General features: G+C 33.1%; 25 protein-coding genes. 2 read left to right on the top strand and 23 right to left on the bottom strand.

Going from position 1 to position 23,666, the window contains the following annotated elements:
* Positions 1 to 2: 2 nt before the first annotated feature.
* Genes HL41_RS01655 through HL41_RS01620 form a run of 8 tightly spaced genes read right to left on the bottom strand, consistent with a single transcriptional unit; the run spans position 3 to position 7,447 of the window.
* Positions 3 to 461, bottom strand: a complete 459-nt coding sequence (locus HL41_RS01655) for a pilus assembly protein PilP (protein ID WP_038060048.1) — start codon at positions 459 to 461, stop codon at positions 3 to 5.
* Positions 458 to 1,057, bottom strand: coding sequence for a type IV pilus inner membrane component PilO (locus tag HL41_RS01650; RefSeq protein WP_038060049.1), 600 nt, complete (start codon positions 1,055 to 1,057; stop codon positions 458 to 460). The genes HL41_RS01655 and HL41_RS01650 overlap by 4 nt, the downstream gene beginning before the upstream one ends.
* Positions 1,057 to 1,599 carry a PilN domain-containing protein gene (locus HL41_RS01645; protein ID WP_038060050.1) on the bottom strand — a complete coding sequence of 181 codons (543 nt, stop codon included), beginning with the start codon at positions 1,597 to 1,599 and terminating at the stop codon, positions 1,057 to 1,059. The genes HL41_RS01650 and HL41_RS01645 overlap by 1 nt, the downstream gene beginning before the upstream one ends.
* The gene (gene pilM / locus HL41_RS01640) at positions 1,596 to 2,660 is read right to left on the bottom strand and encodes a pilus assembly protein PilM (protein ID WP_038060051.1); all 1,065 of its coding nucleotides are present in this window, start codon (positions 2,658 to 2,660) and stop codon (positions 1,596 to 1,598) included. The genes HL41_RS01645 and pilM overlap by 4 nt, the downstream gene beginning before the upstream one ends.
* A 39-nt stretch (positions 2,661 to 2,699) precedes the next feature.
* Positions 2,700 to 3,362, bottom strand: coding sequence for a hypothetical protein (locus HL41_RS01635; protein WP_038060052.1), 663 nt, complete (start codon positions 3,360 to 3,362; stop codon positions 2,700 to 2,702).
* Positions 3,356 to 5,359: a dynamin family protein gene (locus HL41_RS01630; protein WP_051754423.1), complete on the bottom strand. Its 2,004-nt coding sequence runs from the start codon at positions 5,357 to 5,359 to the stop codon at positions 3,356 to 3,358. The genes HL41_RS01635 and HL41_RS01630 overlap by 7 nt, the downstream gene beginning before the upstream one ends.
* 19 nt (positions 5,360 to 5,378) lie before the next feature.
* Positions 5,379 to 7,034, bottom strand: coding sequence for a hypothetical protein (locus HL41_RS01625; protein ID WP_038060053.1), 1,656 nt, complete (start codon positions 7,032 to 7,034; stop codon positions 5,379 to 5,381).
* Positions 7,035 to 7,048: 14 nt separating this feature from the next.
* Positions 7,049 to 7,447 (bottom strand): bacteriohemerythrin, encoded by a 399-nt coding sequence (locus HL41_RS01620; protein WP_038060055.1) that lies wholly within the window; start codon positions 7,445 to 7,447, stop codon positions 7,049 to 7,051.
* A gap of 159 nt (positions 7,448 to 7,606) precedes the next feature.
* On the opposite strand from HL41_RS01620, the gene HL41_RS01615 reads away from it, so the two are divergent.
* Positions 7,607 to 9,055, top strand: a complete 1,449-nt coding sequence (locus HL41_RS01615; protein ID WP_038060057.1) for a hypothetical protein — start codon at positions 7,607 to 7,609, stop codon at positions 9,053 to 9,055.
* A gap of 37 nt (positions 9,056 to 9,092) precedes the next feature.
* The gene (coaD, locus tag HL41_RS01610; protein WP_038060059.1) at positions 9,093 to 9,596 is read left to right on the top strand and encodes a pantetheine-phosphate adenylyltransferase; all 504 of its coding nucleotides are present in this window, start codon (positions 9,093 to 9,095) and stop codon (positions 9,594 to 9,596) included.
* Positions 9,597 to 9,624: 28 nt separating this feature from the next.
* On the opposite strand, the gene HL41_RS01605 is transcribed toward coaD, so the two are convergent.
* The 15 genes from HL41_RS01605 to rplU all read right to left on the bottom strand — a co-directional run bounded on the left by HL41_RS01605 (position 9,625) and on the right by rplU (position 23,410).
* Positions 9,625 to 9,813 (bottom strand): 4Fe-4S dicluster domain-containing protein, encoded by a 189-nt coding sequence (locus HL41_RS01605; protein WP_038060060.1) that lies wholly within the window; start codon positions 9,811 to 9,813, stop codon positions 9,625 to 9,627.
* Positions 9,814 to 9,826: 13 nt separating this feature from the next.
* Positions 9,827 to 11,224 (bottom strand): cobyrinate a,c-diamide synthase, encoded by a 1,398-nt coding sequence (locus HL41_RS01600; protein WP_038060061.1) that lies wholly within the window; start codon positions 11,222 to 11,224, stop codon positions 9,827 to 9,829.
* A 90-nt stretch (positions 11,225 to 11,314) separates the two neighbouring features.
* Positions 11,315 to 12,505 (bottom strand): sulfate reduction electron transfer complex DsrMKJOP subunit DsrP, encoded by a 1,191-nt coding sequence (gene dsrP, locus HL41_RS01595; RefSeq protein WP_022855049.1) that lies wholly within the window; start codon positions 12,503 to 12,505, stop codon positions 11,315 to 11,317.
* A 28-nt stretch (positions 12,506 to 12,533) separates the two neighbouring features.
* Positions 12,534 to 13,298 carry a sulfate reduction electron transfer complex DsrMKJOP subunit DsrO gene (dsrO, locus tag HL41_RS01590; protein WP_038060062.1) on the bottom strand — a complete coding sequence of 255 codons (765 nt, stop codon included), beginning with the start codon at positions 13,296 to 13,298 and terminating at the stop codon, positions 12,534 to 12,536.
* On the bottom strand, positions 13,289 to 13,675 hold the full coding sequence (gene dsrJ, locus HL41_RS01585; protein WP_038060063.1) for a sulfate reduction electron transfer complex DsrMKJOP subunit DsrJ: 387 nt from the start codon (positions 13,673 to 13,675) through the stop codon (positions 13,289 to 13,291). The genes dsrO and dsrJ overlap by 10 nt, the downstream gene beginning before the upstream one ends.
* A 22-nt stretch (positions 13,676 to 13,697) precedes the next feature.
* Positions 13,698 to 15,320 carry a sulfate reduction electron transfer complex DsrMKJOP subunit DsrK gene (gene dsrK / locus HL41_RS01580; protein WP_038060064.1) on the bottom strand — a complete coding sequence of 541 codons (1,623 nt, stop codon included), beginning with the start codon at positions 15,318 to 15,320 and terminating at the stop codon, positions 13,698 to 13,700.
* 16 nt (positions 15,321 to 15,336) lie between these two features.
* Positions 15,337 to 16,392 carry a sulfate reduction electron transfer complex DsrMKJOP subunit DsrM gene (gene dsrM, locus HL41_RS01575; protein WP_038060065.1) on the bottom strand — a complete coding sequence of 352 codons (1,056 nt, stop codon included), beginning with the start codon at positions 16,390 to 16,392 and terminating at the stop codon, positions 15,337 to 15,339.
* 15 nt (positions 16,393 to 16,407) lie between these two features.
* The gene (locus HL41_RS01570; RefSeq protein ID WP_038060066.1) at positions 16,408 to 16,965 is read right to left on the bottom strand and encodes an RsbRD N-terminal domain-containing protein; all 558 of its coding nucleotides are present in this window, start codon (positions 16,963 to 16,965) and stop codon (positions 16,408 to 16,410) included.
* Between the two features lie 209 nt (positions 16,966 to 17,174).
* The gene (locus HL41_RS01565) at positions 17,175 to 18,590 is read right to left on the bottom strand and encodes a DUF342 domain-containing protein (RefSeq protein WP_038060067.1); all 1,416 of its coding nucleotides are present in this window, start codon (positions 18,588 to 18,590) and stop codon (positions 17,175 to 17,177) included.
* Entirely contained in the window at positions 18,587 to 19,954 is a 1,368-nt protein-coding gene (gene tilS / locus HL41_RS01560) for a tRNA lysidine(34) synthetase TilS (RefSeq protein ID WP_038060068.1), read from the bottom strand. The genes HL41_RS01565 and tilS overlap by 4 nt, the downstream gene beginning before the upstream one ends.
* Positions 19,944 to 20,705 carry a hypothetical protein gene (locus HL41_RS01555; RefSeq protein WP_038060069.1) on the bottom strand — a complete coding sequence of 254 codons (762 nt, stop codon included), beginning with the start codon at positions 20,703 to 20,705 and terminating at the stop codon, positions 19,944 to 19,946. The genes tilS and HL41_RS01555 overlap by 11 nt, the downstream gene beginning before the upstream one ends.
* A gap of 6 nt (positions 20,706 to 20,711) precedes the next feature.
* Positions 20,712 to 22,130 carry a FapA family protein gene (locus tag HL41_RS01550; RefSeq protein WP_038060070.1) on the bottom strand — a complete coding sequence of 473 codons (1,419 nt, stop codon included), beginning with the start codon at positions 22,128 to 22,130 and terminating at the stop codon, positions 20,712 to 20,714.
* On the bottom strand, positions 22,123 to 22,734 hold the full coding sequence (gene plsY / locus HL41_RS01545) for a glycerol-3-phosphate 1-O-acyltransferase PlsY (RefSeq protein WP_038060071.1): 612 nt from the start codon (positions 22,732 to 22,734) through the stop codon (positions 22,123 to 22,125). Before plsY ends, HL41_RS01550 begins: the two co-directional genes overlap by 8 nt.
* 97 nt (positions 22,735 to 22,831) lie before the next feature.
* Positions 22,832 to 23,086, bottom strand: a complete 255-nt coding sequence (rpmA, locus tag HL41_RS01540) for a 50S ribosomal protein L27 (protein ID WP_022855060.1) — start codon at positions 23,084 to 23,086, stop codon at positions 22,832 to 22,834.
* A gap of 15 nt (positions 23,087 to 23,101) precedes the next feature.
* Entirely contained in the window at positions 23,102 to 23,410 is a 309-nt protein-coding gene (rplU, locus tag HL41_RS01535; protein ID WP_038060073.1) for a 50S ribosomal protein L21, read from the bottom strand.
* Positions 23,411 to 23,666: the final 256 nt, after the last annotated feature.

Raw genomic sequence — 23,666 nt, 5'->3', positions numbered from 1 at the left:
CCTCACTCCTTGATCAAACTTAAAACCCTTTGCACCTTCTTACGATTGCCATAAAGGTCGGTTATCTCTTCTTCTACTAAAACCTGGTTCTTTTCTATCTTTAAGATCCTGTAATTTCCTATCTTACTTCCTGGTTTAACCAGATAACCCATCTTGCTTTCGTCCTGAATAAGAGCCCACTTTTTTCCTTGTTTATCAACTATACCTACTAAACGTATAGAAAGGACATTTTCATAACTTATGGTTTTACCTACTACAGGGGCAATAAAAGGATTTTTAACCTCTTTAGAGTTTATTATATAAGGTTCTTTAGCAAGCTCAACCTTCCACGTTTCAAGCTCCTTATCGATTAAAGTTGCATTTACACCTATTTTGGGAGAAATAGGTTCCTCTTTCTTTTTATCACACCCTATTAATAAACAAATCAACACTAAACTTACCAACCAAACTTTAATTTTCATTTCTTTTCCTTATTCTCTTTAGTTTCTAAAGGTTTACCTGTATATTGAAAAGTACTTAAATTTAATCCAAGGGTAAGCCTCTTATCTTTAACCTTAAACTCAAGTTCATTTATTACCACTAAACGAGGAAGCTTTTGAATCTCGTTTAGAAAATTTATCATGTTGCTAAAATCTCCTACGAGTTCAACAGTAATAGGAATGATCTTATAGTAATCTTTTAGCTCTTCCTTCTCTGGTTTAAACAAGGCTAAATCTAAATTGTTTTTTTTAGCAAGCTCTGCTATCTTTTTCAGGATAACAGGTATCTCCTTTTCATCAGGAAAGATAGTCTTTACCACTTCCAAAAATTCTTTTCTTGCTGCCATTTGTTTATTAAGGAATTCAAGCTTGTTAACAACCTGGGAGTATTTAACTATTTCCAAGTCTAACTTTTTAACATCTTCTTTTAAAACATTTATAGTCTCTTTACTGGGCTGATAATAAAACTGATAAAACAACGCAAGGGGACCTATCACTAAAACAAGCAAAAGAAGTATTTTTGTTCTTTTAGGGGTAACTTCATCCCAAGCTTTAAGTCTTTCGATCAAAGCCTTCATCAAAAAACAACCTCAGCCTGGAATTCTACCAGCTTATCTTGCTTTTTAACCTGGGTAATGTTTACCTGTCTTACTATATCCTTTTTTTCCTCTAAGGTTTTTAAATATTCACCTACTTCTTTCATATCAGTACTTATACCTTCTATCTTGGTTTGATTAGAGCCTATCTTTAACAAACTAAAATAAACCTGATTTTTACCAAGATTACTAAGAACAACATCTAATCTTTTTAAAACCTTTTCTCTATCCTTTTTAAGAGATAAAATGGTTTCTATCCTTCTTTTAACCTCTTCGTTTTCCTTTTCAAGTTGTTCCACCTTTTGAGCTACCATCTTATATTCCTTAAGCTTAGTTTCTTTAGTTGTTTTTTCTTTAATCAGGTCTTTCTTCTGTTTTTCCAGAGAAATAACACCACTTAACATCACAGATAATACAAAAATAACTAAAGGTATGATAAGTTTATAAAACCTAAAAGGTTCTTTATGAATTTCCTCCTTTACTGTCTCTTTAGGTTTAGGTAAGAGGTTAAACTTAATGATCATATAAATTCCCTCAAAGCTGCAGCTACAGCATTCGCCCCTTGAGTGTTTATGATCTTAAGATAAGTTGGATCAACATTAGAGTCTATCTCAATCCTATCTTGGAGGTTGATTTTTTTTGTTTCAAGTTTAAGTTTTGAAGTAAAAATCTTTTCTATATCTAAAATTCTTGCTCCTCCTCCTACCAGATATACTACTTCTAAGATTAAATTAAACTTACCTTGTACAAACTCGATGGTGTACTGAATTTCTTTTATGATTTCGTTGATATAGTTTTTGTAAATTTCCTTTACCTCTTGAAATTTCTCAAAATTAGAAGGATTAACCATGACCATCTCTACCATATCTTTATCCGGAACCAGTTTTCTTATTTCTTTTTTAAGGTTTTTTAAACCAAGATTAAAAAGTTCTCGATTGTATACAGGAATATCTTTGGTAGAAAAAAGAAGTCTAACCTTACTTTCCCCCCAATCGACGATTAACTTGGCCTTTTCTTCCCCTTCTAAAAACTCTACAAGGTTGTGAATATTTATAAAATCTGCATCCATGTTTTTTACGCTGAAATTAAGGCCTTTCAAAAGATTTTCAAACTGTTGAGCTATATCCTTCTTTATAACCAAATAAAGAATTTTATAACTATTTTGCATAGGGAAGATAAAATAACTGTAATAAACATCATCTAAATTATAGGGAATGTCTTCATTAAGTTTATTTCTTATTTCTTCTTCAGAAGGTATATATTGAGATTGAAAAGAATCATATATAAGTACATCATACGAAAGCGAAAGATTAACTTGATTAGAAATCGGTTGAAACACTTCAAAAATATTTTTTAAATTAGTGCTTAGATATTGAAAGTCGTTGATTATTCCGTTTACGATAACATTCGGGTAGGTTTTTCCTTGGATAAAATTAGTAAGAATTATGTTATTATTTTTATTTAAAACAACCTCGGCTATTTTGATAGAATATGTCCCTATATCTATTCCTATATAAACGTTTTTTTGAGATTTCTTAAAAGTTAATAAACTTTTCAGACTTTTTAAATCAAAAATTTTATTCATAACTTTTATTATAATATTTTCTTTGAATATAAAGTCAAGTTATAACCCCAATTTTCTACAAAAATCGGTTAGTTCTTTTTCAAATTTTTCGATCACTTTTATCAACCAAATTTTCAACTCTTTTTTAGCCCTTTCTAAATAACTGTTTATTTCTTTTTTCCAGATTTTTTTTAATCTTTTGTTTTTTTCTTTTATTTTTTTAAAGATATAAATCGGACCTGCTAAAGTAGAGACTGCAGGAATAGCTTTTAAAACTAAAGTTTCAGGGGCTGAGGCTATAGCGATTAGCCCTCCAGCACTAACAACTATACCTGGTGCTACAGTAATAGTTTTTTCTACTATGGTCTCTTCCTCTTTCAATTTAAGTAGAGAAGGATTATACCTGTTCTCTTTAGCTAAAGCCCACTCCTTTATTTTTTCTCTTAGGTTTTCTTTAGAAAAGGCATACTGAACGTCTGAACTTTTTGTTCTAATTTGTTCTAATATCTCTTTCATAAGATAGTTAAGTACCGTATCAAGTAAAACTTCAGACCTTTCTCGGAGAAGTTTCCTTGGATAATGTTTGACAAACTCTTTTAAAAAAAACATATCTAAATCTTTATCTAAAAAATAAAAAAGTTCACTTTTAATCAACTCAACTTCTTTATCTATGTCTTTATCAAGTTGACTTTCTATGTTTTTTATAGTCTCTTTCTTTAACATATAAGAGCACTCTGTAAATTATCGATTTTTTTAAGCTCACCTTCGATCAAGCTAATATTCTTTTCTAACATAAGAATTTCATAATCTATAAGTTCGTTTGATTTTAACTCTTGTCTTAATTTTTCCAAACCCCTTCTTTTTTCTTCTAAAATTAACGTAATCCTTTTTTTGTAAAAATCAAAAGCATTGTAAAACTCTTCTCTCAATTTCTCGATGATTTCCACAAAATTTTCTATCAGACTGTTTTTCAAAGTCTTAAAAAACATATTTTCATCTAATACCTCTTTAGTCCCTACAACCATCCTTTTTATACGCCCAGATTTAAACCATTTCCAAGGTTTAAGAAAATTCCAATTTTCAAACAGTTCTTCTATCCTTTCTTCTACGATTTCTTCCCTTTTTACCACCCTCTTTTTACAGCTCTCTTCTATGGCCTTAAAATCTATTTTGGGTAAATTTATGTTATATTCCTCTTTAAACTGTTCTCCTATTTGTTTTAGCTTTTCTTTAAAAAATTCAGTAATTTTTTGCAGGTTTTCTCTCACTATCTGGTCTAAATCGTTTTCAGCATCTCGATAATACTTCCTCAATTCTTCTAAATCGGAACTTTTTAAAAAAAGTTCATAGTAATTAAACTTAAACTCATTTAAAGTAGTCTCTATAGGAGAATGAACCCCCCTAAAAATGGTCATAGCTTCTTCCAAAACTAAATAACAGTAAGCTTCTAACTTCTTCAAACCCTCCTGTCGTCTTTCTATCTCCCTTAAAAACTCTTCTCGATCTTTTTTCTGACTTTGAAGTAAAGTTATCGTTTCTTGATAATGATTTATCTGTTCTTTATACCCCTCTTTAATAGTCTCTAAAACCTCTGTTAAAATAGAAAAAGGTGCTTCAACCAAAAATCTTTCAAGGTTAGGAAGAAGTTGTTTAAAACCAGAAAACTCTAAAAAAGCTTCTTTTTCATCTAAACCTTCTTCATCTGCCAAATCCTGAAAATAAACTACCCATTTTCTTTTACTCTTATCTTTTTTTATTTCAGCTAAAGATTTCCCTTTATTTAGCTCTTCATAAATAAGTTTTAGAATACTATCTACTGCAAAAATCCTATCAGGAGGTATGATAGAACCATAAATACGCTTAGCCTCATCTAACAATCTCTCTTTTTCTTCATAAAAAACCGCAGCATGGGTTAAAACTAAAAACAATACATCTTTACTCTTTTTGGTAATAACCGAAGAAACAAACCTTTTAAAAGACTCAGATTCTACAGGTTTAATAGGGTGGATAAAAAGGACAGCATTAGCTTTATCTAAAAAGGAAAAAGAAATGTCATATACTCCTCCTACCGCGTTAACCCCTGGCATGTCAACAAAACGTAACTCGTCAAAAACCCAATCAAAGGGATATCCAAGCTCTATCCTTATCGGGATTTTATCTTTACTACGATCCATAGCGTATTGTTCTAGTTTATACCTGACCTCTTTAAGTCTTTCCATTCCTGACTTTTCTTCTAAGTACTTTATAAAATCATCGTCTATCAGAGGAACCTTATCGTGTTCTAAAATATAAAGATCTATCAAGGTTACCGGAATATCCCTGTATTCTTCAGGAATAGAGGCAATCGACTTAAGTCTCTCTCTAAAAATTTCTTTTGATTCTTCTTCAAAAAGTTCTACCCTACCTGAGGCGTAAGTAACTCTTAAAAAAGGTTTTTTAGCATAAAAAATTTCGATAAGTGCACTGGTAGCCTGTAAAACATCGGTAGGAAGTATCTCTTCTTTTATTAAACTATTTATAAAACTTGACTTTCCTGCCTTTACCTCACCGGCTACAGCCACCAAAAATTGACTGTTCTTTAAGTTTTGCACCTTTTTAGAAAGACTTTCAAGATCTACTCCATCGTTAACCTCTCCCCTTAAAGACTTGTAAACTTCAAAAGCTTCTATAACCTGTTGTTTATAAAATTTATAATCTGTAAAACCTAAACGAGTAGACATCTTTAATTACCTCTTTATTCTATAAAGTTTTTATTTTAGAATAATGCTCTCTCAACTCATCTAAAAGAAGCTTTAGCCTCCTTGCTATACCTCTAAGCTGCACCTGTAATTTTTCTACCTTTATAGAATCTTCCTGATTGTGAGCAACAATAAGGTCTTTACCTACATTATGAAGGTTTTTCAAAAGACTTTCAAATTCATCAAAATCAAAATCTTGAATCATCTTTTTTAAACTTTGACCTTCTTCAGAATAATACCACTTTCCGAGAGGAAAGGCCTGATAATCTCCCCATCTCTCTGGGTCAAGTCTATCTATACCTTTTATATGAGCCTGCAAACGTAACATATAGCGGTCTATATCCTTTTCAAAAAGTTCAAACAACATCTCTTCCATCTTCTTGGTTTTTACTGTGGAAGCTATGGTTTTCATATAAGAAGAGATAAGCAAGGTTTCATAAGCATTCTCGCTCATCTTATCCATGAGTTGGCTGATCTCGTTTGAAACTTGGGTAATCTCCTCAAAAGCCTCATTAATACTTTCAGAAGTTTTAAGACCTTTGTCTAAATCCTCTGCTATTTCTAATACCTTAGTATTCAAACCTTCAAGCAAGCCAAATATCTTTACCAAAATCTCTGATTGTTCCTGAACCTCTGCCTCTTTTAACTTTTTTATATAGGCTAACATTTCTTTAGCAATGTTATTTATAGCACTGGTGTTCCTTGAAATAGAACCCACAGTCAAAGCAAAATCCTCAGATATTATAGAAGTCTGTGCTACCTGCAAATTCTGGAACTTAATTTTCTCATTAACACTGTCTACCAATCTAAAAACATTATCCACCTGGTCTACCAGTTTTACTGAATAGTCAAGGATTTTGGAAGTAAAGTTTTTCATATACTCTAACACTTTGTCTACTGCTTTAGACAATCTTCCTATCATATCCTCTCTTTCTTTAAAAACAGCTGGAACTTCAACCGTAAGGTCTCCCTCTGCTATTTTATCCAAAACTTTTACTACAGATTCCAAAGGTTGATGAGCTATTTTCATGTAGGTAAAATAAACAGCTAATGCTGCAGTTAAAATACCTCCTAAACCTAAAAATATGTAAACCAGTGTTACCAGTTTAGTCTCAGAAAATATATACTCTACAGGAATAACAATGCTTATAGCTCCTATTACCTCTTTTTCTCCTACATTATAATGACATCTTAAACACTCTATGTTAGGCTTAATCGGAAAAACTCCTCTCAACTCAAAACCTTCTCTTACTATTACCTCATTTCCTTCTTTTAAGACCTTTCTTTCTAACTCATCTTTCGCATAATATTGAGGAGATTCCTTACCATATAACTCGTCTATTTTTTCGTTTCTTATAATTCTAATATTAGGTTGTTGTCTTAAAAATTCTTCTCTAATAATTTTATAGTTTTGTCTTTTATCTCCTACCATTTTGTCAAGAAGTGGTCCATGTTTAATGATTGCATTAGATACTATTTCATATTTTTCTTTTAAAGACTGTTTAGCGTGTTTTAAACCAAAAAAATAGTTAGCATAAGAAGTAACGATGATGGTTAAAATTATCAACACAGAGAAACAAACTACAATAATGGGTATAATCTTTTGATGTAACTCTAACTTTTTATTTAATTTGCTGAACCAACCTTGAGAAGACATGTTAAACCTCCCCTTTATTGACTATTTATCTTTCCAGCTAAAAAATTTCCATATTTTTTATCATGAACCAAAAGATGGCTAACCCACCAATTTTTCAAATGTTTTAAAACCTCAGAAAAATTAACTTCTTCCTGGTCGATTAACTCTTTAAAAGATCTTTTAAAACCTTCGTGTTCCTCTTTATGCTTCTCTATTTCAGGATAACCATACCTTTCTAAAAGTTCTTCTTCAAATTTAAAATGGGTTTCAAAATAGTTATTAAGCGTATTTATCGAGTTTATCAGAAATTTTTTGTCTACCTTAAGTCTTACCGCCTCATATAAAGCATTAACCATGTTAAACATCTTTTTATGTTGTTGATCAATCTCTTTAATACCTGTGAGAAAATTGTCGTTCCATTCTAAAAACGGCACAGTTTTGCCTCCAATTGATGTCTAAAGATTATTTAATAATTAACGTTAAAAATTTTGTCAAATACAAAAAAAAAACAAAAAATTGCATTTTACCAAAATTAAATAGCTTTATCTAAAAATTATTGACATTTCTCGAAAATTTTTTATAATTTTAAAATCATGTATAAAATATTAAAGATATCAACCCTTTTAATATTTATCTTAATTTTTGTATGTTTTCCACTCTATGCCTATGAAGACTTACAGGAAAAACGGTTTAATCTTTGGCCGATTTTTTTCTTTTCTCAAAATTATGAATTAAATTCCACCAGGGTTGAAGCCTTAGGTCCCTTATATCAAAAAACATCTTTTTCTAAAGAAAATGCTACTTCTATAAGGCCTATTACTTCTAAAGTTGTCACTCCTGAAGCAAAAAAAATCTTTTTTATATCTCCTTTAGGGATTTATCAGTCTGATTCCCAAAGTTCTACCTTAAAAATAGTTCCTATAATCAACAAAACTTGGTATAAATACTCTCCTGAAGAGCCTGAAGAAACACAATTTACTTTTTTCCCTTTTTTTACAGGTAAAACCTCTTCAAACGAAACCTATGGAGGTTTTTTTCCTTTTTATGGAAAGATCAAAAATCGGTTTGGTGCTGATGAAATAACTTTTTTTCTATGGCCTCTTTATAGTAAAACTAAATATGAAGAATATACAGCCTACAACATCCTATGGCCCTTTGTAAGAACTATATCTGCTAACCAAGAACAAAACCGATCTCTTTACCAAGGATTTAAAATCTGGCCTTTTTATGGAAACTTCAGAGAAGAGGAACAGGAACGTAAATTTATCCTATGGCCTTTTTACATAAAAGAAATTATTCATTCTTCAGAAGGAGATTCTTCAGAAAAACTGATAATCTTTCCTTTTTACATTCGCGAAAAAAACGAAGATTTTGAAAAAAAGATAATACTTTGGCCTTTTTTCCAAAAAATCACCACCCCAGACAACTCATACTATCAGTTAGATGCACCATGGCCATTTTTCAGAAAAATTCAAGGTAAAGAAATAGAGGGTAAACGTTTTTGGCCTTTGTACGGTTATGTCAAAAAAGAAGACACCTTTGATTCTTTTGTTTTATGGCCTCTCTATTTCTATCAAAAAACTTATATCTCTTATAAAGGGAAAACCTATCGAGAAGAAATACATCGTTTCTTAATTCTCTCTAAAGCTCAAAAAACATGGGAAGGTAACCAAACGGTTGCCAGAGAGGTTAAAATTTGGCCTCTTTTTCACACCATTTCTCAGGGTTCACCAGAGGTCAAAATCTGGTATTTTCCAGCAATTTTACCTATTTTTGACGAAGGGTTAGAAAGAAACTATGGTCCACTTTTAAAACTGATGGAATACTACAAAAAAGAAGAATATGTTATGTTTAAGCTGCTATGGGGGCTTTATAGATATGAAAGATACAAAAACAGAAAAGTACAGGAAATAGGCCCTATCTTAAGGATAGTAGATGGTGAGAAGACAGGTTATGTAGAAATCTTAGAAGGACTTTTTGGAATAGGTCAAAAGGACGGTTCAGCTGTTCTCAAAATATTTTATATTCCAATTAAAGAATAACCACCAAACATCTGAAAGTCAAAAAAAGGAGGCATTGATGAGTTATCCTAAGGTAGTTATTTATCCTGGAACTTTTGATCCTATCACCAATGGACACTTAGACATAATAAACAGGGCTTTAAAACTTTTTGACAAGGTAATTGTGGCTATAGGTGAAAATCCAGCCAAAAAACCACTATTTTCTATAGAAGAAAGGTTAATGATGGTAGAGGAAGCAGTCAAAGAACTTCCAGAAGGACATCGAGTAGAGGTGGAAACCTTTTCCGGATTGTTGGTAGAGTTTGCTAAAACTAAAAATGCTTGTGCCATTATCAGAGGTCTAAGGGCAGTTTCTGATTTTGAATATGAAATGCAATTAGCCTTAATGAACAGGAAACTTTCTAACAGCATTGACACCATTTTCCTTTTACCAAGCCTTAAATGGATCTTTTTAAGCTCTTCTATAGTAAAGGAGGCTGCAAGATTGGGTGGAAAAGTAGAAGATTTAGTTCCTAAGATAGTTTTTGAAAAGTTAAAAGAAAAGTTCCCTCTGGGGCTTTAAAGCCCTCAGAGGGAAAAAGTCTAAAACACTAAATTTCTTTAACAGTGATAGAACCTGTTGGACATACCTCCACACAGGTCATGCAACCAAGACAATCCTCTGCTCTTGAAATGACAGGTTTCCCATCATCTCCTTTGTCATAAACCTGAGCAGGACAAGATTCAATGCAGGTGCCACAAGCATCACAGGTGTCATAATTCACAGTAATTTCAAACATGTCGCACCTCCTTTTATGATGATTTTTGTAGGTTAAACTCTTTGGCTTTCTTTAAAAACTTCTCTGTCCAACATTTTACACTAAAAACATGAATATGTGTATAGGCTGCCAGTAAATTTTTAAATAAAATACCGTCTTTTTTTTCTTTAAACCCTACTCCTTTTTCCAAGTCAAAGACGAACTTAACATCTTGATTAAGTTCAAAATCTACAGGTTTTGAATAATGAAATTCATGTCCTTTTATAGAGAGACCTACATCAAAATAAGGATTTTTTTCTTTTACTTTAGCTATTACGTAACCATGTCCTTGAGGGGTAGGTTCTACCTTAAAGGTGATCGGTAATACTTCTGACATCGGATATTCTCTGTTTTTCCAAATTATCTTTTTTCCTAAATACATCAAACCACCACATTCAGCATAAACTGGCATCCCTTCTAAAACTGCCTCTTTCACCTCCTTCATCAAGTCTTTATTCTCGGAAAGAGCTTCTGCCTGAACCTCAGGGAATCCACCTCCTAAATAAAGCCCATCTATATCTTCAAGGGATTTATCTTTAAAAGCATTTATCAATTTAATTTCTGCTCCAAGGTTTTGAAAACTCTCTAAATTTTCTGGATAATAAAATTGAAAAGCCTTGTCCCAAAAAACACCAATTTTAATCCCGTTTAATTCACTTTCTGGTAATTCTTGAGGTGAGAAGGTGAACTCAATAGGGGGGACGTCCTTAGCTATGGTCAAGAAGCCTTCTAAATCAAAATTCTGTTTAATCGCTTGAGAAAGTTCATTCAAAAAGAGTTCCTGTTGATATTCAAAAGAGGTAATCAACCCTAAATGTCTTTCAGGAGGTAAATTTTTAAGTTTAGGTAAAGCTCCTAAAACTTTTACTCCTGTATAATACTCTATAGATTTTCTTATGATATCTTCGTGTCTAGGTCTGGCTATCTTGTTTAAGACAACCCCCTTGATTTCCACACCTTGTTCGAAGGTTAAAAATCCTTTAACCAACGGGGCTAAACTTCTGGTAACCTTGGTACAATCAAGCACTAAAACTACAGGAGTTTTTAAAACTTGAGCTAATTTAGCAGTACTATAACTTCCATAAACGTCTAATCCGTCAAAAAGTCCCCTATTTCCTTCTATTATCACAAGGTCACTTTGTTTAGCTCCCTGATAAAAAGACTTTAAAACATCTTCTTCTTCAAATAAAAAAGGGTCTAAATTTCTACAGACCACTCCAGAGACTTTAGACAACCAACCTGCATCGATGTAGTCAGGACCTTTTTTAAACCCTACTACCTTTAATCCTAAATCTCGAAAAACATAGATGAGACCAATGGTTAACAACGTTTTACCAGAACCACCCTTGTGAGAAGAAACTAAAAACCTGGGAACGTTAAACTCTTTATTCATACAGGGAATATATCATGGATTAAAAAAAATAAAAGGGAAGAAGTTACTCTAAACTTCTTCCCTTTTATAAATTTTAAATCTCATTCCTTTCTACTTTTTAATCAATACCCCCTGATATTTAACCCTTAACTCCTTAGATTCTTTGACTCCTAAGGCTATTTTATAAAGAATGGTTAAAACAAAAAACCCTAAGGCCCAAATACCGATAGCAATACCTATTTCAGGTAATGTAGGACGATAAGGAGTTATGGTTTCAAATGGAGTAGGAGTATATCCTCCGGTAATCAGACCAATACCTTTGTCTATCCAAGCTGCTATAAACACACTTAAACAAGCAACAGCCAATGTAGTTTCATTCTTTCTTGTAGCTGGAATCACTAAAAGGATTAATGCTATAAAAGCAAGAATATAAGAGGCCCACATAAAAGGTACCCATTCGGCATGTCCATGTAATCCGGCAAATAAGTATTTAATAGGAGCTTGATGAGACTGGATACCACTGTAAAAAGCTGTAAAGACTTCAAAGAAGAAGAAGAGTAAGTTTAAAACAAAAGCATAGGTTACTATCTTAGCCAAAGTCTGTATTGCCTTCTGCCCTGCGTCAAAATTAGCAACTCTTTTTAGCAACAAAGCTAAGATAATAATTAACGCTGGACCGGCAGAAAACGCAGAAGCTAAAAATCTTGGAGCCATGATAGCTGTTAACCAAAAGTGTCTTCCAGGTATACCCTGGTATATAAAAGCCGTTACGATATGGATACTTGGAGCCCAAAGAATAGCTAAGTAAATAAAAGGCTTTAACCAGGAAGGATATTTTGTTCCTTTATATTCAGCATGCAAAACCGTCCATCCACAGAGAAGGTTTAAAAGAAGATATCCAGAGAGAACACAAGCGTCAAAGAAGAATACCGAGTTAGGAGTAGGATATCTTAAAACATTTAAAACTCTATTTGGTTGACCAAGGTCTACAAAAATAAAAAGCATACACATCAAAACCGCTGAAATAGCCAAAAACTCTCCTAAAACTGTAATCTTCCCAAAATCTTTATAGTTATGCCAATAGTAGGGAAGAACTACCATTACAGCTGAAGCCGCTACTCCAACCAAAAAAGTAAAATTGGCAATATAGAAGCCCCACGAAACATCTCTACTCATACCAGTGATACCTAAACCAATCTTCCATTGAAGTAAGTAACATAAAAACCCTATAAAAATAAGAGTACCTAAAAAGGCAAGCCATAACCAATACTTTTTACTTCCTGTTAATGCCTTTTCTATCATACTTCTACCCCTCTTTGTTTAAAATTTTCTATCCAATCAAATAAAAAACCGAAGGATAAGTGGTCAATTCTTCTTTTCTTCTAATAGCTATACGTTCTTTTAATATCTTGTTAATCTCATCGTTTGGATTTTTAAGGTCTCCAAAAACGATTGCCTTGGCAGGACAGGCTTCTACGCAAGCAGGTATTTTACCTTCAGCTATTCTTTCATAACAAAGAGTACATTTTTCTACTACACCTTTCATACGACTAGGATATTCAGGATTTACCTTAGCAATAAAAGGTCTTGGGTCTATCCAGTTAAACGACCTTGCTCCATAAGGACAGGCGGCCATACAAAAACGACAACCTATACATCTGTGATAGTCCATCATTACAATACCGTCTTCTCTCTTAAAAGTTGCCTTGGTAGGACAAACCCTAACACATGGTGGATTATCACAATGGTTACATAAAAGTAAGAAAGGTGTATCGTGCAGTTTTTCGTTTAAATAATAATTAGCTTCATGCTCAGGAAAAGCATGTTCAAACTTCTCTTCCCAAATCCATTTAATTTCTTTTTTCTTATCAGGGATGCTGGGAACATTATGTAAAGAATGACATACCTCTACACATTTCAAACCACAGGTAGCTCGGTTTTCCTTACATTTAACCACATCAATAGCTAAAGCCCATCTGCTACCTTTCAAAGCCTCTTGAGGCTTTGTATAAACACCTCCGACAGCAGCTGAAGCTGCTGTCCCTATTAAAGTTAAACCACCTAATTTTAAAAGGTCTCTCCTTTTTATTGCCATTTTTCTGCCACCTCCGGTGCAATGTGACAATTCCAACAATCTGGGTGTGTTACTACAAAATTATGACAACTATCACAAAACTTTTCTTTGTTATTATGGCATTTCATACAAGTTTTTTGTAAACTAACAAAATGTTTTTCTCCATCCTTAGCCACGTATACATGTTTATTTTCACGAATGGCCTGTTTCCTCCAATCATCTAAAAGTTTCATATGATAGGCTCTCATGTATTCCTTAGATTCAATACATTTAGTCTTGTCTTTAGGTAGCTCTGGTTGAGGGATAGCCTCTACCCTTCCCAAATTTAACCACATAGGTATCGTAAAAAATAAGATAAGAACCACTATAAAAATTATCACCTTTCCAGCATTATACATACCATGGCCTCCTTAGGAAGATTTAATCTACACCTTTTACAGGAGTTTTTAAAGGTCTTCTTCTCAAATCTACATCCCTTGACCTCTCTCCTTCAAACACTAAAGCATTGGCAACCAACTCATGAAGGCCTCCTACCTCAACACCAGGAACCCAGTACTGGAAAAGGGTGGGTAAAGCAGCTCTATCTATAGCACAGATACAAACGACATGATTAACCCCATATTCTTTATGCACATATTCTACAGCGTTAGCTCTAGGAAAACCACCTCTCATCCTGATTTCCATGTTTTCTCCAGCATTAAGTCCGGATCCACTTCCACAACAGAAGGTCTTTTCACGGATGGTATTTTCTGGCATTTCTACAAAATTATTACATACATGTTTCAGAATAAATCTAGGTTCCTCAAAAATTCCCATTCCTCTTGAAGTGTTACAAGAGTCGTGGAAAGTAACTACTAAGTGATCGTTTCTTGAAGGGTCTAACTTTAATTTTCCGTGAGCAATCAAGTCAGCGGTAAACTCAACTATGTGAATGATTTTGTTAGATTTAGCATGCTCAAAAACTGTGCCAGTAATAGGTGATTTAGGAACTTCTAAGAAGTCGATCGGACCGAAGAAAGTATTATGGTATTGATGCCAGACCCTCCACATGTGTCCACATTCTCCACCCATTATCCACTTAACTTTAAGTCTTTTTGCTTCATCATATATTTTTGAATGAAGTCTTTTGGCCATTTCTAAAGAATTGAAAAAGCCGAAGTTTCCACCTTCGGTAGCAAAAGGACTCATCGTAACGTCTAAGTCTAAATAATGGAAAAGAACAAGATAACCTAACATAGTATAGATACCTGGCTCAGCAAAATAGTCCCCTGATAGGGGAACAAACATAATTTCAGCGCCTTTTCTGTTTATATACTTATCTAAATCGATCTTAATTCCTGTAATCTCTTCAAACTCCCAAACTAAAAACTCCAAGTTTTCTTTAAAAGATTGAGGAGGTACACCTACATGGTTACCTATATAATAACTGTTATGAACAGGCTTAATTCCCCAGTCTGTGCCAATTCCAAGCTCAAGCAAAATCTCTCTCATCATCATGGTTATCTCTGCGGTATCAATCCCATAAGGGCAGAAAACCGAACATCTTCTACATTCTGTACACTGATAAAAATAATAAAACCACTCTTTTATTACATCCTCATCTAACTTTCTAGCCCCAGCTAACCTTCCAAATAGCTTGCCAAAAGTACTAAACTCGCCTTTTATAACAGACCTTACCAACTCAGCCCTTAAAACCGGCATGTTCTTAGGATCCCCTGTACCAAGGAAAAAGTGACATTTATCGGCACAAGCTCCACATCTCACACATATATCCATAAACAACTTAAAAGCACGATTTATTCTCATCCTTCTTTGAAGTTCTTCCTTCACCTTTTCTTGCCAACCATCAGGCAAGGGCCATTTCTCATCATAAGGCTGCCATTTCCCCATGTGGTTAAGATCTAATTCTTCTAAATATTTAGGCTCTACAATACTTAGATAATAACCCTTCCTCAATTCAGGTTTTATTTCCATCCAATCTTTAGCTGGAGTACTGTGCAATTTTACATCAGATATCAATTCGTCAGGCTTGGGAAGACTCATTCTTACCTCCTTTAGTTTATAGGTTTAAATTTTTATTAGGACCATAAATAGTATACCACTCATGCTCTTCTTTCTCTACTTCCTCATCTATAGGAATCCCGGCATTTTCCATAACTTCTCTAAATCTTTCCTGCCATTCTGCATAGGTTAAATGTTTAACCGGATAGTTCCAAGGATTAACATGCATTTCAGCACGATTGTTATTAGGCATATTACGCGTAGGACTAAAGAACACCCCTATCATATGGACAAGTTTACTAAACGGGAAGTACGCAGCTAAAACTGACACCAAGAAAAGATGCACATAAAATATCGTTCCTATTTTTGCCTCAGGAACAGCTGGCTTAAAGGTAGCTAACCCTAAGGTTATTTGTTTGACAGCATATACGTCAATTTTTAAGTTATACCTCATCAAAACACCAGTTATTACTATACCTAAAATAAGAAATAACGGAAAATAATCTGAACCATGAGAAATATAAGAGACCTTAGCATCTACCAATCTTCTAAGAAGCAAAAAGGAAAGACCTACGATAATTAAAATATCGGTAATATAAACTGGAGGTACACCAAAACTATGAATAAAACTATCCATATAATCCAAAAATTGAATTACCGAAGGAACAGGGTTTGTAAACAATCTGAGATGTCTTATAAGAATGATCAAAAAAGACCAATGGAAAAGAATAGCCCCTAACCACAACCACTTAGCAGAACCATAAATAAGCTTTTTTCCCTGTAGGTCAGCCCTAAGATTTCTAAACAAACTTCTAAAGAACAATACCTCTAAAACCATTCTTAAAACTACCTCAAAGGTGTTAAAAGGAGATTCTAAGCGGCTATGCTTTATCCAGGGTAAACTCTTTTGTTGACCACAAGTAGTAGGAATTTTAAATGGCTGAGGAGACTTAGCCCAGTTTAATATTCTGTAAACGAGTCCTACGATGAAAATCAAAAAACATACATAAGGGATTACTGTAACAAACAATCCTTGCAAACCTAAAACCCCTACTCCAACCCAGGGGATAAGAAGCAAGACTAAAAAAATCAAAAAACTCCAGCCTACGTTCATACCTCTCTCCCTCTCTTATTGGTTTATTTTGTCTTCTGCCTCAACTTGAGGCATTCCTTCCATAGGGTCGTAAACTAGCCCTGCCCTCTTTAACAATAAAAAATGATTCCTTTTCCATTCATCATATCTGATCTGATTTAACCTTTCTCTATATTCATAAAAATAGTCAAATCCTTTAATAAGAAGAGCATTTATCTTATCTTCTAACCTTAAAAATTCTTCTATACCAAACCTTTTTAAAAATTCTTCTCCAATTTCTTCTCTTATAATCCCCTTGAGCTGAATAAATAAATTTAAAGCTTTTGAAGGAACTTGTTCTTGGACAGCAAGTAATTGCACAAGCCTTTTTAAATAATAATTAGCTTCTTCCCATTTGAACTCACCCAACACAATCCTTACCAAGCCTTGAAAAGTTTCTTCTATCCTATGCCCAAATGGATTTTGAAAAGGATCAACCTCTCGACTAAAAAACTTCTTGGCCTCTTCTCCTAAAGAGCTTAAAAAAACAGATTTCCACTTTTTAAAAATTTTCTCCTGGTTATCTTCTAAAAACCTTGTTAGTTCTTCAGACAATCTAAGGCCCTCTAAAAGGAATTTTAAACTTAATTTATACCTTCATCTTAATAAAAGTCAATCCTCGTTTTAAAAAGTAAAATTTCCTTTTAGCCTTCTTTTCCGGTTTAAAAAAGAATTTTTTTTATTTTTTTTAATTTTTTCAACTTTTTTATTTGAAACTATAGATAAAAACATAAGCTTAAATTTTTAAAACACCTTTTTATCTTTTAGATTTTTTTACAATTGACACCACTTTCTTCATAAAAGAAAACTAAAGGACCTTTTATTTCTTCTGTGACGATTTTTTGTTGGTCAGCTATACAAATGATAACCCCTGGATAGACCTTTTCTAAAACTTTTACGGTTTTTTGTTTAAATAAACCAAGATCTTTTTTCAGTTCTTTTAACCTTTCTAATAGTTTTTTCAATTCTCTGTCGTAAAGCTCATACTGTTCAAAAAGTCTCTCGATTATTTTTTCTTTTTCAGGCGTAACCCTACCCTCCTTTATAAGTTTCTTCCCCATCTCAATTCCTGTTTGTAATTTATTTAAGGTTTCTTCATAAATAATACTTTTTTGGAGTACCTTAAAATACTCAGTGATCAAATCTGTCTTATATCCTGCATAAACCTTAGTAAGAGTCTGGGTTTCGTTGCCTAAAATTTTAACCTCTACGTTACCACCACACTTTATTTCTGTACCATAAATTAAACCTTTACCTGTGCTAGCTAAACACCCTCCTGACACCGTAGCTTTACCAAAAATCATATAATTCTTAATCAAAAGATCTCCCTCTACTTCTAAACTTGCATGCTCAACCCCTCTAACCTCAGCTCTACCTTTTACTTTAACCTTAGTTTCTTCCCCTCTTATGATCCCATCACACAGAAAATTCCCTTCTATCTCTATCAAAACTTTGTTTTCTGTCCCTCCGTAAAGTTCTAAGTCTCCCTTGACCCTAACCTTAAATCCAAACTTTATGTCTCCTTTAATAGTTAATTTTTTACCTATAAACCTTATGTTACCTACAGAAAAATCTACATCTCCGTCGATAGTATACTCTGACAAAATTTCAAGTTTATTACCCTGTAAACCCACCACTCCGCTTGTTTTAGCCTTAACCCATCCTTCTTCGTCGATAAAAAGATTTTCCCCTAAGATAATCTTTGCAGATTCCTTTACCTCAGGAGAAGGTATAGGTTCGCCTAAAACGTTCATGCCTGGTATACCTGGAATAGGAGGAATCCATTTTGCTATAATTTCGTTTGGTTCAACACAAATAAGTCTTTTAGGTGCTTCTCTCAGATCCTGAGTATCTAATTCGAGTTTTTCAGCCTTAGCATCTGATAATAAAAGAGCAAACTTTTCTAAAAATTCTAACTTTTCTGGAATGGGTGGTGTAGGAGGTATTCCTTTAGCTACTATTAATTTATCGTCTACAAGTTCTGGCTCCTCTAAAACCCCAAAAATGTTTGCTTTTTTCAGTTCTTCTTTTATTGTTTCCCAGTTTTTGATAAAATCTTTAAGAAGAACCCGTTCTGAAGGTTTTACAGGCAAATATACTAACATTTCATCTTGACTTAGATATAAAAGAAAATCTCCAAACCACAAACCCTCTTTTTTAAACTTTAACTTGTCTATCATTTTAAAGATCGAACCTCTAACACTAATACCTCTTGATTTTCTCTTATCTTATATTCTGGGTCAACATATATCTTCCATATAGCTACGATTTTTCCTTTATGTTCTATGATTAAAACCTGATCTCTAAGATGATGGGCTACACCCTTTTCTTGGAAAAACTTTTTTATCTTTTTATGCCCTAATCCAGAAATAAAAACTCTATCTCCAGGCTTTCTGTTTCTCACTTTAAAAGGAAAAATAAGTTTCTCAGCTGAAAAACACATCATCAAAGGTGTTTCCTTTACTTCCTTTAAAGATTTCATCTTATAAACTTTTAAAATCTCTTGAGTTGGAAGTAAATATTCCCCCTCTGCCGTTACTTCTAGTTCAAAATAAGGAAGAGCAGAGCTTTTCTTAGAAAAAGCTAAATAACCTGGACCACGATAGGCTATATAGTCTCCAGGAAGGCTTACAGGACCTTTTATATTCTGGGTAACCAAACGTTCTAAACTTTCAAGATGAGTAAAAGTAATCCTAAACAAAGGTAGACCTATCTCTTGAAAAACCAGAAAGTATATTCTTTTTCTTAAAGTAGGAGAAAGATTTTTAAGTTCATAAAATTTTAAACGCAGTGTGTTTCCCTCAAACACTTTTAATTTTTCATAATGCTCTTTAGCAAGATCTTCGATAAGCTCCTCTTCTTCTGCTATGATTAACGCAACTTTTTTAAGATTTTGTTTAATGTTTTTGTTAAAGGTTTGTTCTAAGTATGGAATTAAAAGATGTCTTACTCGGTTTCTTAAAAACCTTAAATCATCGTTGGTTGGGTCTTCAACCCATCTAAGCCCCCTCTCCTGAGCAAAGTTTTTTATCTCTTCTTTACTTACAAATAAAAAAGGTCTTATGATAAGGTCCTCTCGTTTAATAGGTATTCCTGCAAGACCTCTTTTACCAGTACCTTTTATAATTTTTAAAAAAATTTCTTCTGCCAGGTCGTCTAAATGATGAGCCAGGGCAACTTTTTGAAAATCATACTTTTTGGCTAAAAAATACCACAATCTGTATCTTAATTCTCTTCCTGCCATTTCTAAACTAAGTTTTTCGCGCTTGGCATAAAGAGGCACAGGAGAAGCTGTATAAAAAAAAGGAATTCCCTTTTGTTTGCAAAGTTGATACACAAACATCGCATCTTGATAGGAATTTTTTCTTATCTTATGGTCATAATGAGACACAAAAAGAGAAAGTTGGTAGTCCTTTTTTAAGAGACAAAAAACCTCTAAAAGCGCTACAGAATCAAGCCCACCAGAGATACCAAGAAGTACTCGGTCTCCCTTTTGTAAAAGCTTAAACTTTTCGATAACCTGTTTAATGGTGTTAATAAACATGCCTAAGGATATCTTTAGCGTTTTCAGGATAAAGCTCGTAGGCCTTTTTAGCAAGTAATGAAAGTTGTTGATAAACCTTTCCCAACTCGGGAAGAGGTTTAAATTCTTTAAAAATTAAATCCAAGGGAGGAGGTGTCTCTATTTTTAAAGCCTCAGAAAGAGAAGACCAGACTTTTTCTTTGTCTTCTATAGCACCAATTTCTAATCCTTCTCCAGAAAGTCTGTTAAAAAAACTTAAAATATAACTTAAATCAAATTTTTTATAAAAGTTTTTGGTTTCTTCTTTTAACTCTTGATAAAACTTTTTAAGGTTCTCTAATTTTAATAAATACTCCTCTAAAACCCTATTAAACCTTTTATACACAGTAAAAAAAAGCTTTACAAACTTACTTTTGGTGGTTAGAGAAAATGAAGAGGTTATATTAGAAAAAAGCTTTTTTTTGATAGTCTCTTCAGGCTGAGTAAATTCTTTAGAAAAAATTTCTTTACTTAAAATACAAACTTCTCTTAAAGGAAAATCGGTAGCTTTTTCAAATGCAGAAATTAAATCCTCATCTTTATTTAGTAGAAAAAAAATCCGCCAACTGTTGTTAAACACTCTCTTATATAATTTTTTTAGTTGGTCGCATTCCTCTTTGAAAAGGTTCCATTTTTCTTCTAAATAGACTTTTTCTCTAAAATAGTTTTCAGCTATTTCTTTTTTAATTTCTATGCTTAAACTTTCTGAAAACTCATCCCAGTCTTTTATCATTTTGCTTTAACTTTTCTGGATATTGATCTTACCATTTTCTAAACTAAAAATTATCGGTCCAGGTATCTCCTCAACAACTGTATAAAACACATCAGCAATCCCTACCATAACTCCAGGATAAACTTTTTCTTGAGCTTTAATAAACTTAGACTGATACAAAGAAAGTTCTTTTTTAATAATTTTTAGTTGTTGTAAAAGCTCTTCTAACTCTTTAGAATAAAGTTCATATTGTTTTTGAATCTTTTCAAGAATCTTTTGTTTTTCTGGGGTTAAGTTTTTTTCTTTTTTAAGCCTTTCTCCTAACTCAATGCCCACTTTAAGTTTGTTTAGCGTCTCTTCTAAAAGTATAGATTGTTGAATCTTTCGCAGATAGTCATCTATCAACTCAGGTTGGTATCCCGCTAAAATTTTGGTAGAAGTATGGGTTTCATTTCCTAAAATTTTAGCTTCTATCACATCACAAGCTTTAACTACCCCTCCATAGATGATCCCTTTACCTGCATTAGCTTCTATCTTTCCAGACACAAAGGTTTCCGAAAAAATAAGGTAATTTTTTACTACTAAATCTCCCAAAACTTCTAATTTAGCATGCTCAACCCCTTTAATCTCTGCCTTACCTTTAACTTTAACCTTAGTTTGTTCTCCTCTTATGATACCATCACACAACAAATTTCCTTCTACCTCTATTAAAACCTTGTTTTCTGTCCCCCCATAAATTTCTAAGTCTCCTTTGGCTTTCACCTTAAAACCAAACTTTACATCTCCTTTGATAATCAACTTTTTACCTATAAAATCTATATTTCCTACAGAAAAATCCACATCTCCCTTTATTTCATATTCAGGAAAAATATCGATTATATTTTGCTGACAAACCAAAACCCCTGCCTGTTTAGCTTTAATAAATTTTTCTTCATCTATGAATAAATTTTCTCCTAACTGGATCTGAGATTGAGAGGAAGGTTGAGGAGCTTGAAGGGTTTCTCCAAACACATTAACCCCATCTAAACCAGGAATAGGAGGATACCATTTCCCAATTACTTCGTTTTCTTCGGCACACACTATTTTTCTATGAATCTCTCGTATATCTTTTCTCTCTTCTTTATCCTGTAAATCCACAGGCTCATCTTGAAAAGAGACACACTTAGCAAATTTTTCCAAAAGTTCTATTTTTTCTGGTACAAAAGGTGTGATAGGTACTCCTTTTGCCACAACCAATCTATTATCTAAAACCTCTGGCTCTTCAAGCACCCCAAAGATACCCTCTTCTATAAGTTTTGATTTCAACTGAGGCCAAGCTTCTTTAAACTTCTTTGAATTCTCTTCAGTAGGTGGTTCGGCCCAAAAAAACATCAATTCATCGTCAGATACTCTAAAATCAAACCCTTCCAGATTAACTCCTTCTTTTTTTACCTTATCTTTATCCATGTTTTTCTTTTTTCCAAGATTTTTCTTCTCCTCTTAAAAGCCTTTTTATGTTCTCTTTATGCTTATACCAGATTAAAATACCTAAAAAGGTTGCACATATTATATATTCGGTAGAATAGTTAAAAATAAAAAGGTTTATAGGTAAGAAAAAAGTTGCGAGTAAGGATCCTACAGAAACAAAACCTGTCAAAGCTACACCAGCTAAAAAGGTTAATAAACTTACTAAAATCGCTTTAGGTGCAAGAAATAAAAAAACACCTATGGTAGTAGCCACCCCTTTTCCACCTTTAAAACCCAAGAAAACAGAAAAAAGATGGCCTAATACAGCAAAAAACCCAGCTAAAGAAAGGATTAATTCCTGAGAATACGGTGTTTTTGAGCTTAAAAAAGAGGCTATTAAAAGAGCTAAAACACCCTTAGAGGCATCTCCTAAAAAGGTTATAAAACCCCATTTTTTACCTAAAAGTCTGGCAACGTTAGTAGCCCCAGGATTTTTACTGCCTTCTTTTCTTGGGTCTACTCCAAAGGGCAAACAGACCACTAAGGCAAAAGGAATAGACCCTAAAATATAACTTATTATAGAGATAAAAATTAAATAAACCACAAAGAAATTTTAAACGAATTTTTAAAATTGACAAGAAACAAGCAGGTAAAAATGAAAGGTCAGTACTAAAAATAGCACTGACCCTTAAAATTTTTGGCTATAAACTGGGGTAAACGCTGACTACTTTTCTTCCGTTTTTGGTTTCAAACTTAACAAATCCACTTATCTTTGCAAAAATAGTATAGTCTTTGCCAACACCCACGTTAAAACCAGGATGAACCTTAGTACCTCTTTGCCTAACGATAATTTCACCTGCTTTTACAAACTGACCACCATACCTTTTAACCCCTAAACGTTTAGAGTTAGAATCTCTTCCGTTTCTTGAAGATCCTCCTGCCTTCTTATGAGCCATTTATCCTTCCCCCTATTACAAAATTTCCTTAATTTCTAATGTAGTTATCAGCTGTCTATGTCCTCTTTTTCTTTTATAACCTTTTTTGGGTTTTTTCTTAAAGACTATTACTTTTGGTCCTTTAGAATGTTCTACCACAGAAGCAATTACTTTCACTCCTTCAACTAAAGGATTTCCCAGTTTTATTTCTCCTTCTTTACTAACCAAAAGTACCTCTTTAATTTCTATAGTATCTCCTACATTAGCTTCGACTTTTTCTACTTTGATTTTATCACCAGGTTTTACTACATATTGCTTCCCACCAGTCTTGATCACGGCAAACACGAAAATCCCTCCTTCCTGAATTTTTCACCTTAAAAGATATCTTAAAAACAGGTTTTGTCAATATTGTTTATCTGTTGTTTTAAAATTTGTTTTCTGTCATGAATAACCCTGACATTTTAAATCATCTATTCATTTTTTTAAATACCCCATGATTTTTACATAAAATGTTAATTTTTGAAAAAGTAAAACTTTTCAAGAAAGAGTTTATCCTCGGTGGAACAATCTATTTTTTAGCCTCCAAATGCCGTTATTTTAT

The sequence above is a fragment of the Thermodesulfobacterium commune DSM 2178 genome (genome assembly GCF_000734015.1).
GTDB lineage: Bacteria > Desulfobacterota > Thermodesulfobacteria > Thermodesulfobacteriales > Thermodesulfobacteriaceae > Thermodesulfobacterium > Thermodesulfobacterium commune.
Note: the sequence above shows the minus strand (reverse complement) of the source record. Positions and strands in the feature narration are given on the sequence as shown.

Bases quoted from the DNA above. Each gene is read 5' to 3' on its own strand.
- HL41_RS01650 (WP_038060049.1), bottom strand. From the start codon at position 1,057: ATGAAGGCTTTGATCGAAAGACTTAAAGCTTGGGATGAAGTTACCCCT.
- HL41_RS01625 (WP_038060053.1), bottom strand. From the start codon at position 7,034: ATGTCTTCTCAAGGTTGGTTCAGCAAATTAAATAAAAAGTTAGAGTTA.
- HL41_RS01630 (WP_051754423.1), bottom strand. From the start codon at position 5,359: ATGTCTACTCGTTTAGGTTTTACAGATTATAAATTTTATAAACAACAG.
- HL41_RS01565 (WP_038060067.1), bottom strand. From the start codon at position 18,590: ATGATAGACAAGTTAAAGTTTAAAAAAGAGGGTTTGTGGTTTGGAGAT.
- dsrJ (WP_038060063.1), bottom strand. From the start codon at position 13,675: ATGTATAATGCTGGAAAGGTGATAATTTTTATAGTGGTTCTTATCTTA.
- HL41_RS01645 (WP_038060050.1), bottom strand. From the start codon at position 1,599: ATGATCATTAAGTTTAACCTCTTACCTAAACCTAAAGAGACAGTAAAG.
- dsrM (WP_038060065.1), bottom strand. From the start codon at position 16,392: ATGAACGTAGGCTGGAGTTTTTTGATTTTTTTAGTCTTGCTTCTTATC.
- dsrK (WP_038060064.1), bottom strand. From the start codon at position 15,320: ATGAGTCTTCCCAAGCCTGACGAATTGATATCTGATGTAAAATTGCAC.
- HL41_RS01635 (WP_038060052.1), bottom strand. From the start codon at position 3,362: ATGTTAAAGAAAGAGACTATAAAAAACATAGAAAGTCAACTTGATAAA.
- pilM (WP_038060051.1), bottom strand. From the start codon at position 2,660: ATGAATAAAATTTTTGATTTAAAAAGTCTGAAAAGTTTATTAACTTTT.
- rpmA (WP_022855060.1), bottom strand. From the start codon at position 23,086: ATGGCTCATAAGAAGGCAGGAGGATCTTCAAGAAACGGAAGAGATTCT.
- coaD (WP_038060059.1), top strand. From the start codon at position 9,093: ATGAGTTATCCTAAGGTAGTTATTTATCCTGGAACTTTTGATCCTATC.
- HL41_RS01550 (WP_038060070.1), bottom strand. From the start codon at position 22,130: ATGGATAAAGATAAGGTAAAAAAAGAAGGAGTTAATCTGGAAGGGTTT.
- HL41_RS01555 (WP_038060069.1), bottom strand. From the start codon at position 20,705: ATGATAAAAGACTGGGATGAGTTTTCAGAAAGTTTAAGCATAGAAATT.
- HL41_RS01605 (WP_038060060.1), bottom strand. From the start codon at position 9,813: ATGTTTGAAATTACTGTGAATTATGACACCTGTGATGCTTGTGGCACC.
- dsrP (WP_022855049.1), bottom strand. From the start codon at position 12,505: ATGATAGAAAAGGCATTAACAGGAAGTAAAAAGTATTGGTTATGGCTT.
- HL41_RS01600 (WP_038060061.1), bottom strand. From the start codon at position 11,224: ATGAATAAAGAGTTTAACGTTCCCAGGTTTTTAGTTTCTTCTCACAAG.
- HL41_RS01655 (WP_038060048.1), bottom strand. From the start codon at position 461: ATGAAAATTAAAGTTTGGTTGGTAAGTTTAGTGTTGATTTGTTTATTA.
- dsrO (WP_038060062.1), bottom strand. From the start codon at position 13,298: ATGGCAATAAAAAGGAGAGACCTTTTAAAATTAGGTGGTTTAACTTTA.
- HL41_RS01615 (WP_038060057.1), top strand. From the start codon at position 7,607: ATGTATAAAATATTAAAGATATCAACCCTTTTAATATTTATCTTAATT.
- tilS (WP_038060068.1), bottom strand. From the start codon at position 19,954: ATGTTTATTAACACCATTAAACAGGTTATCGAAAAGTTTAAGCTTTTA.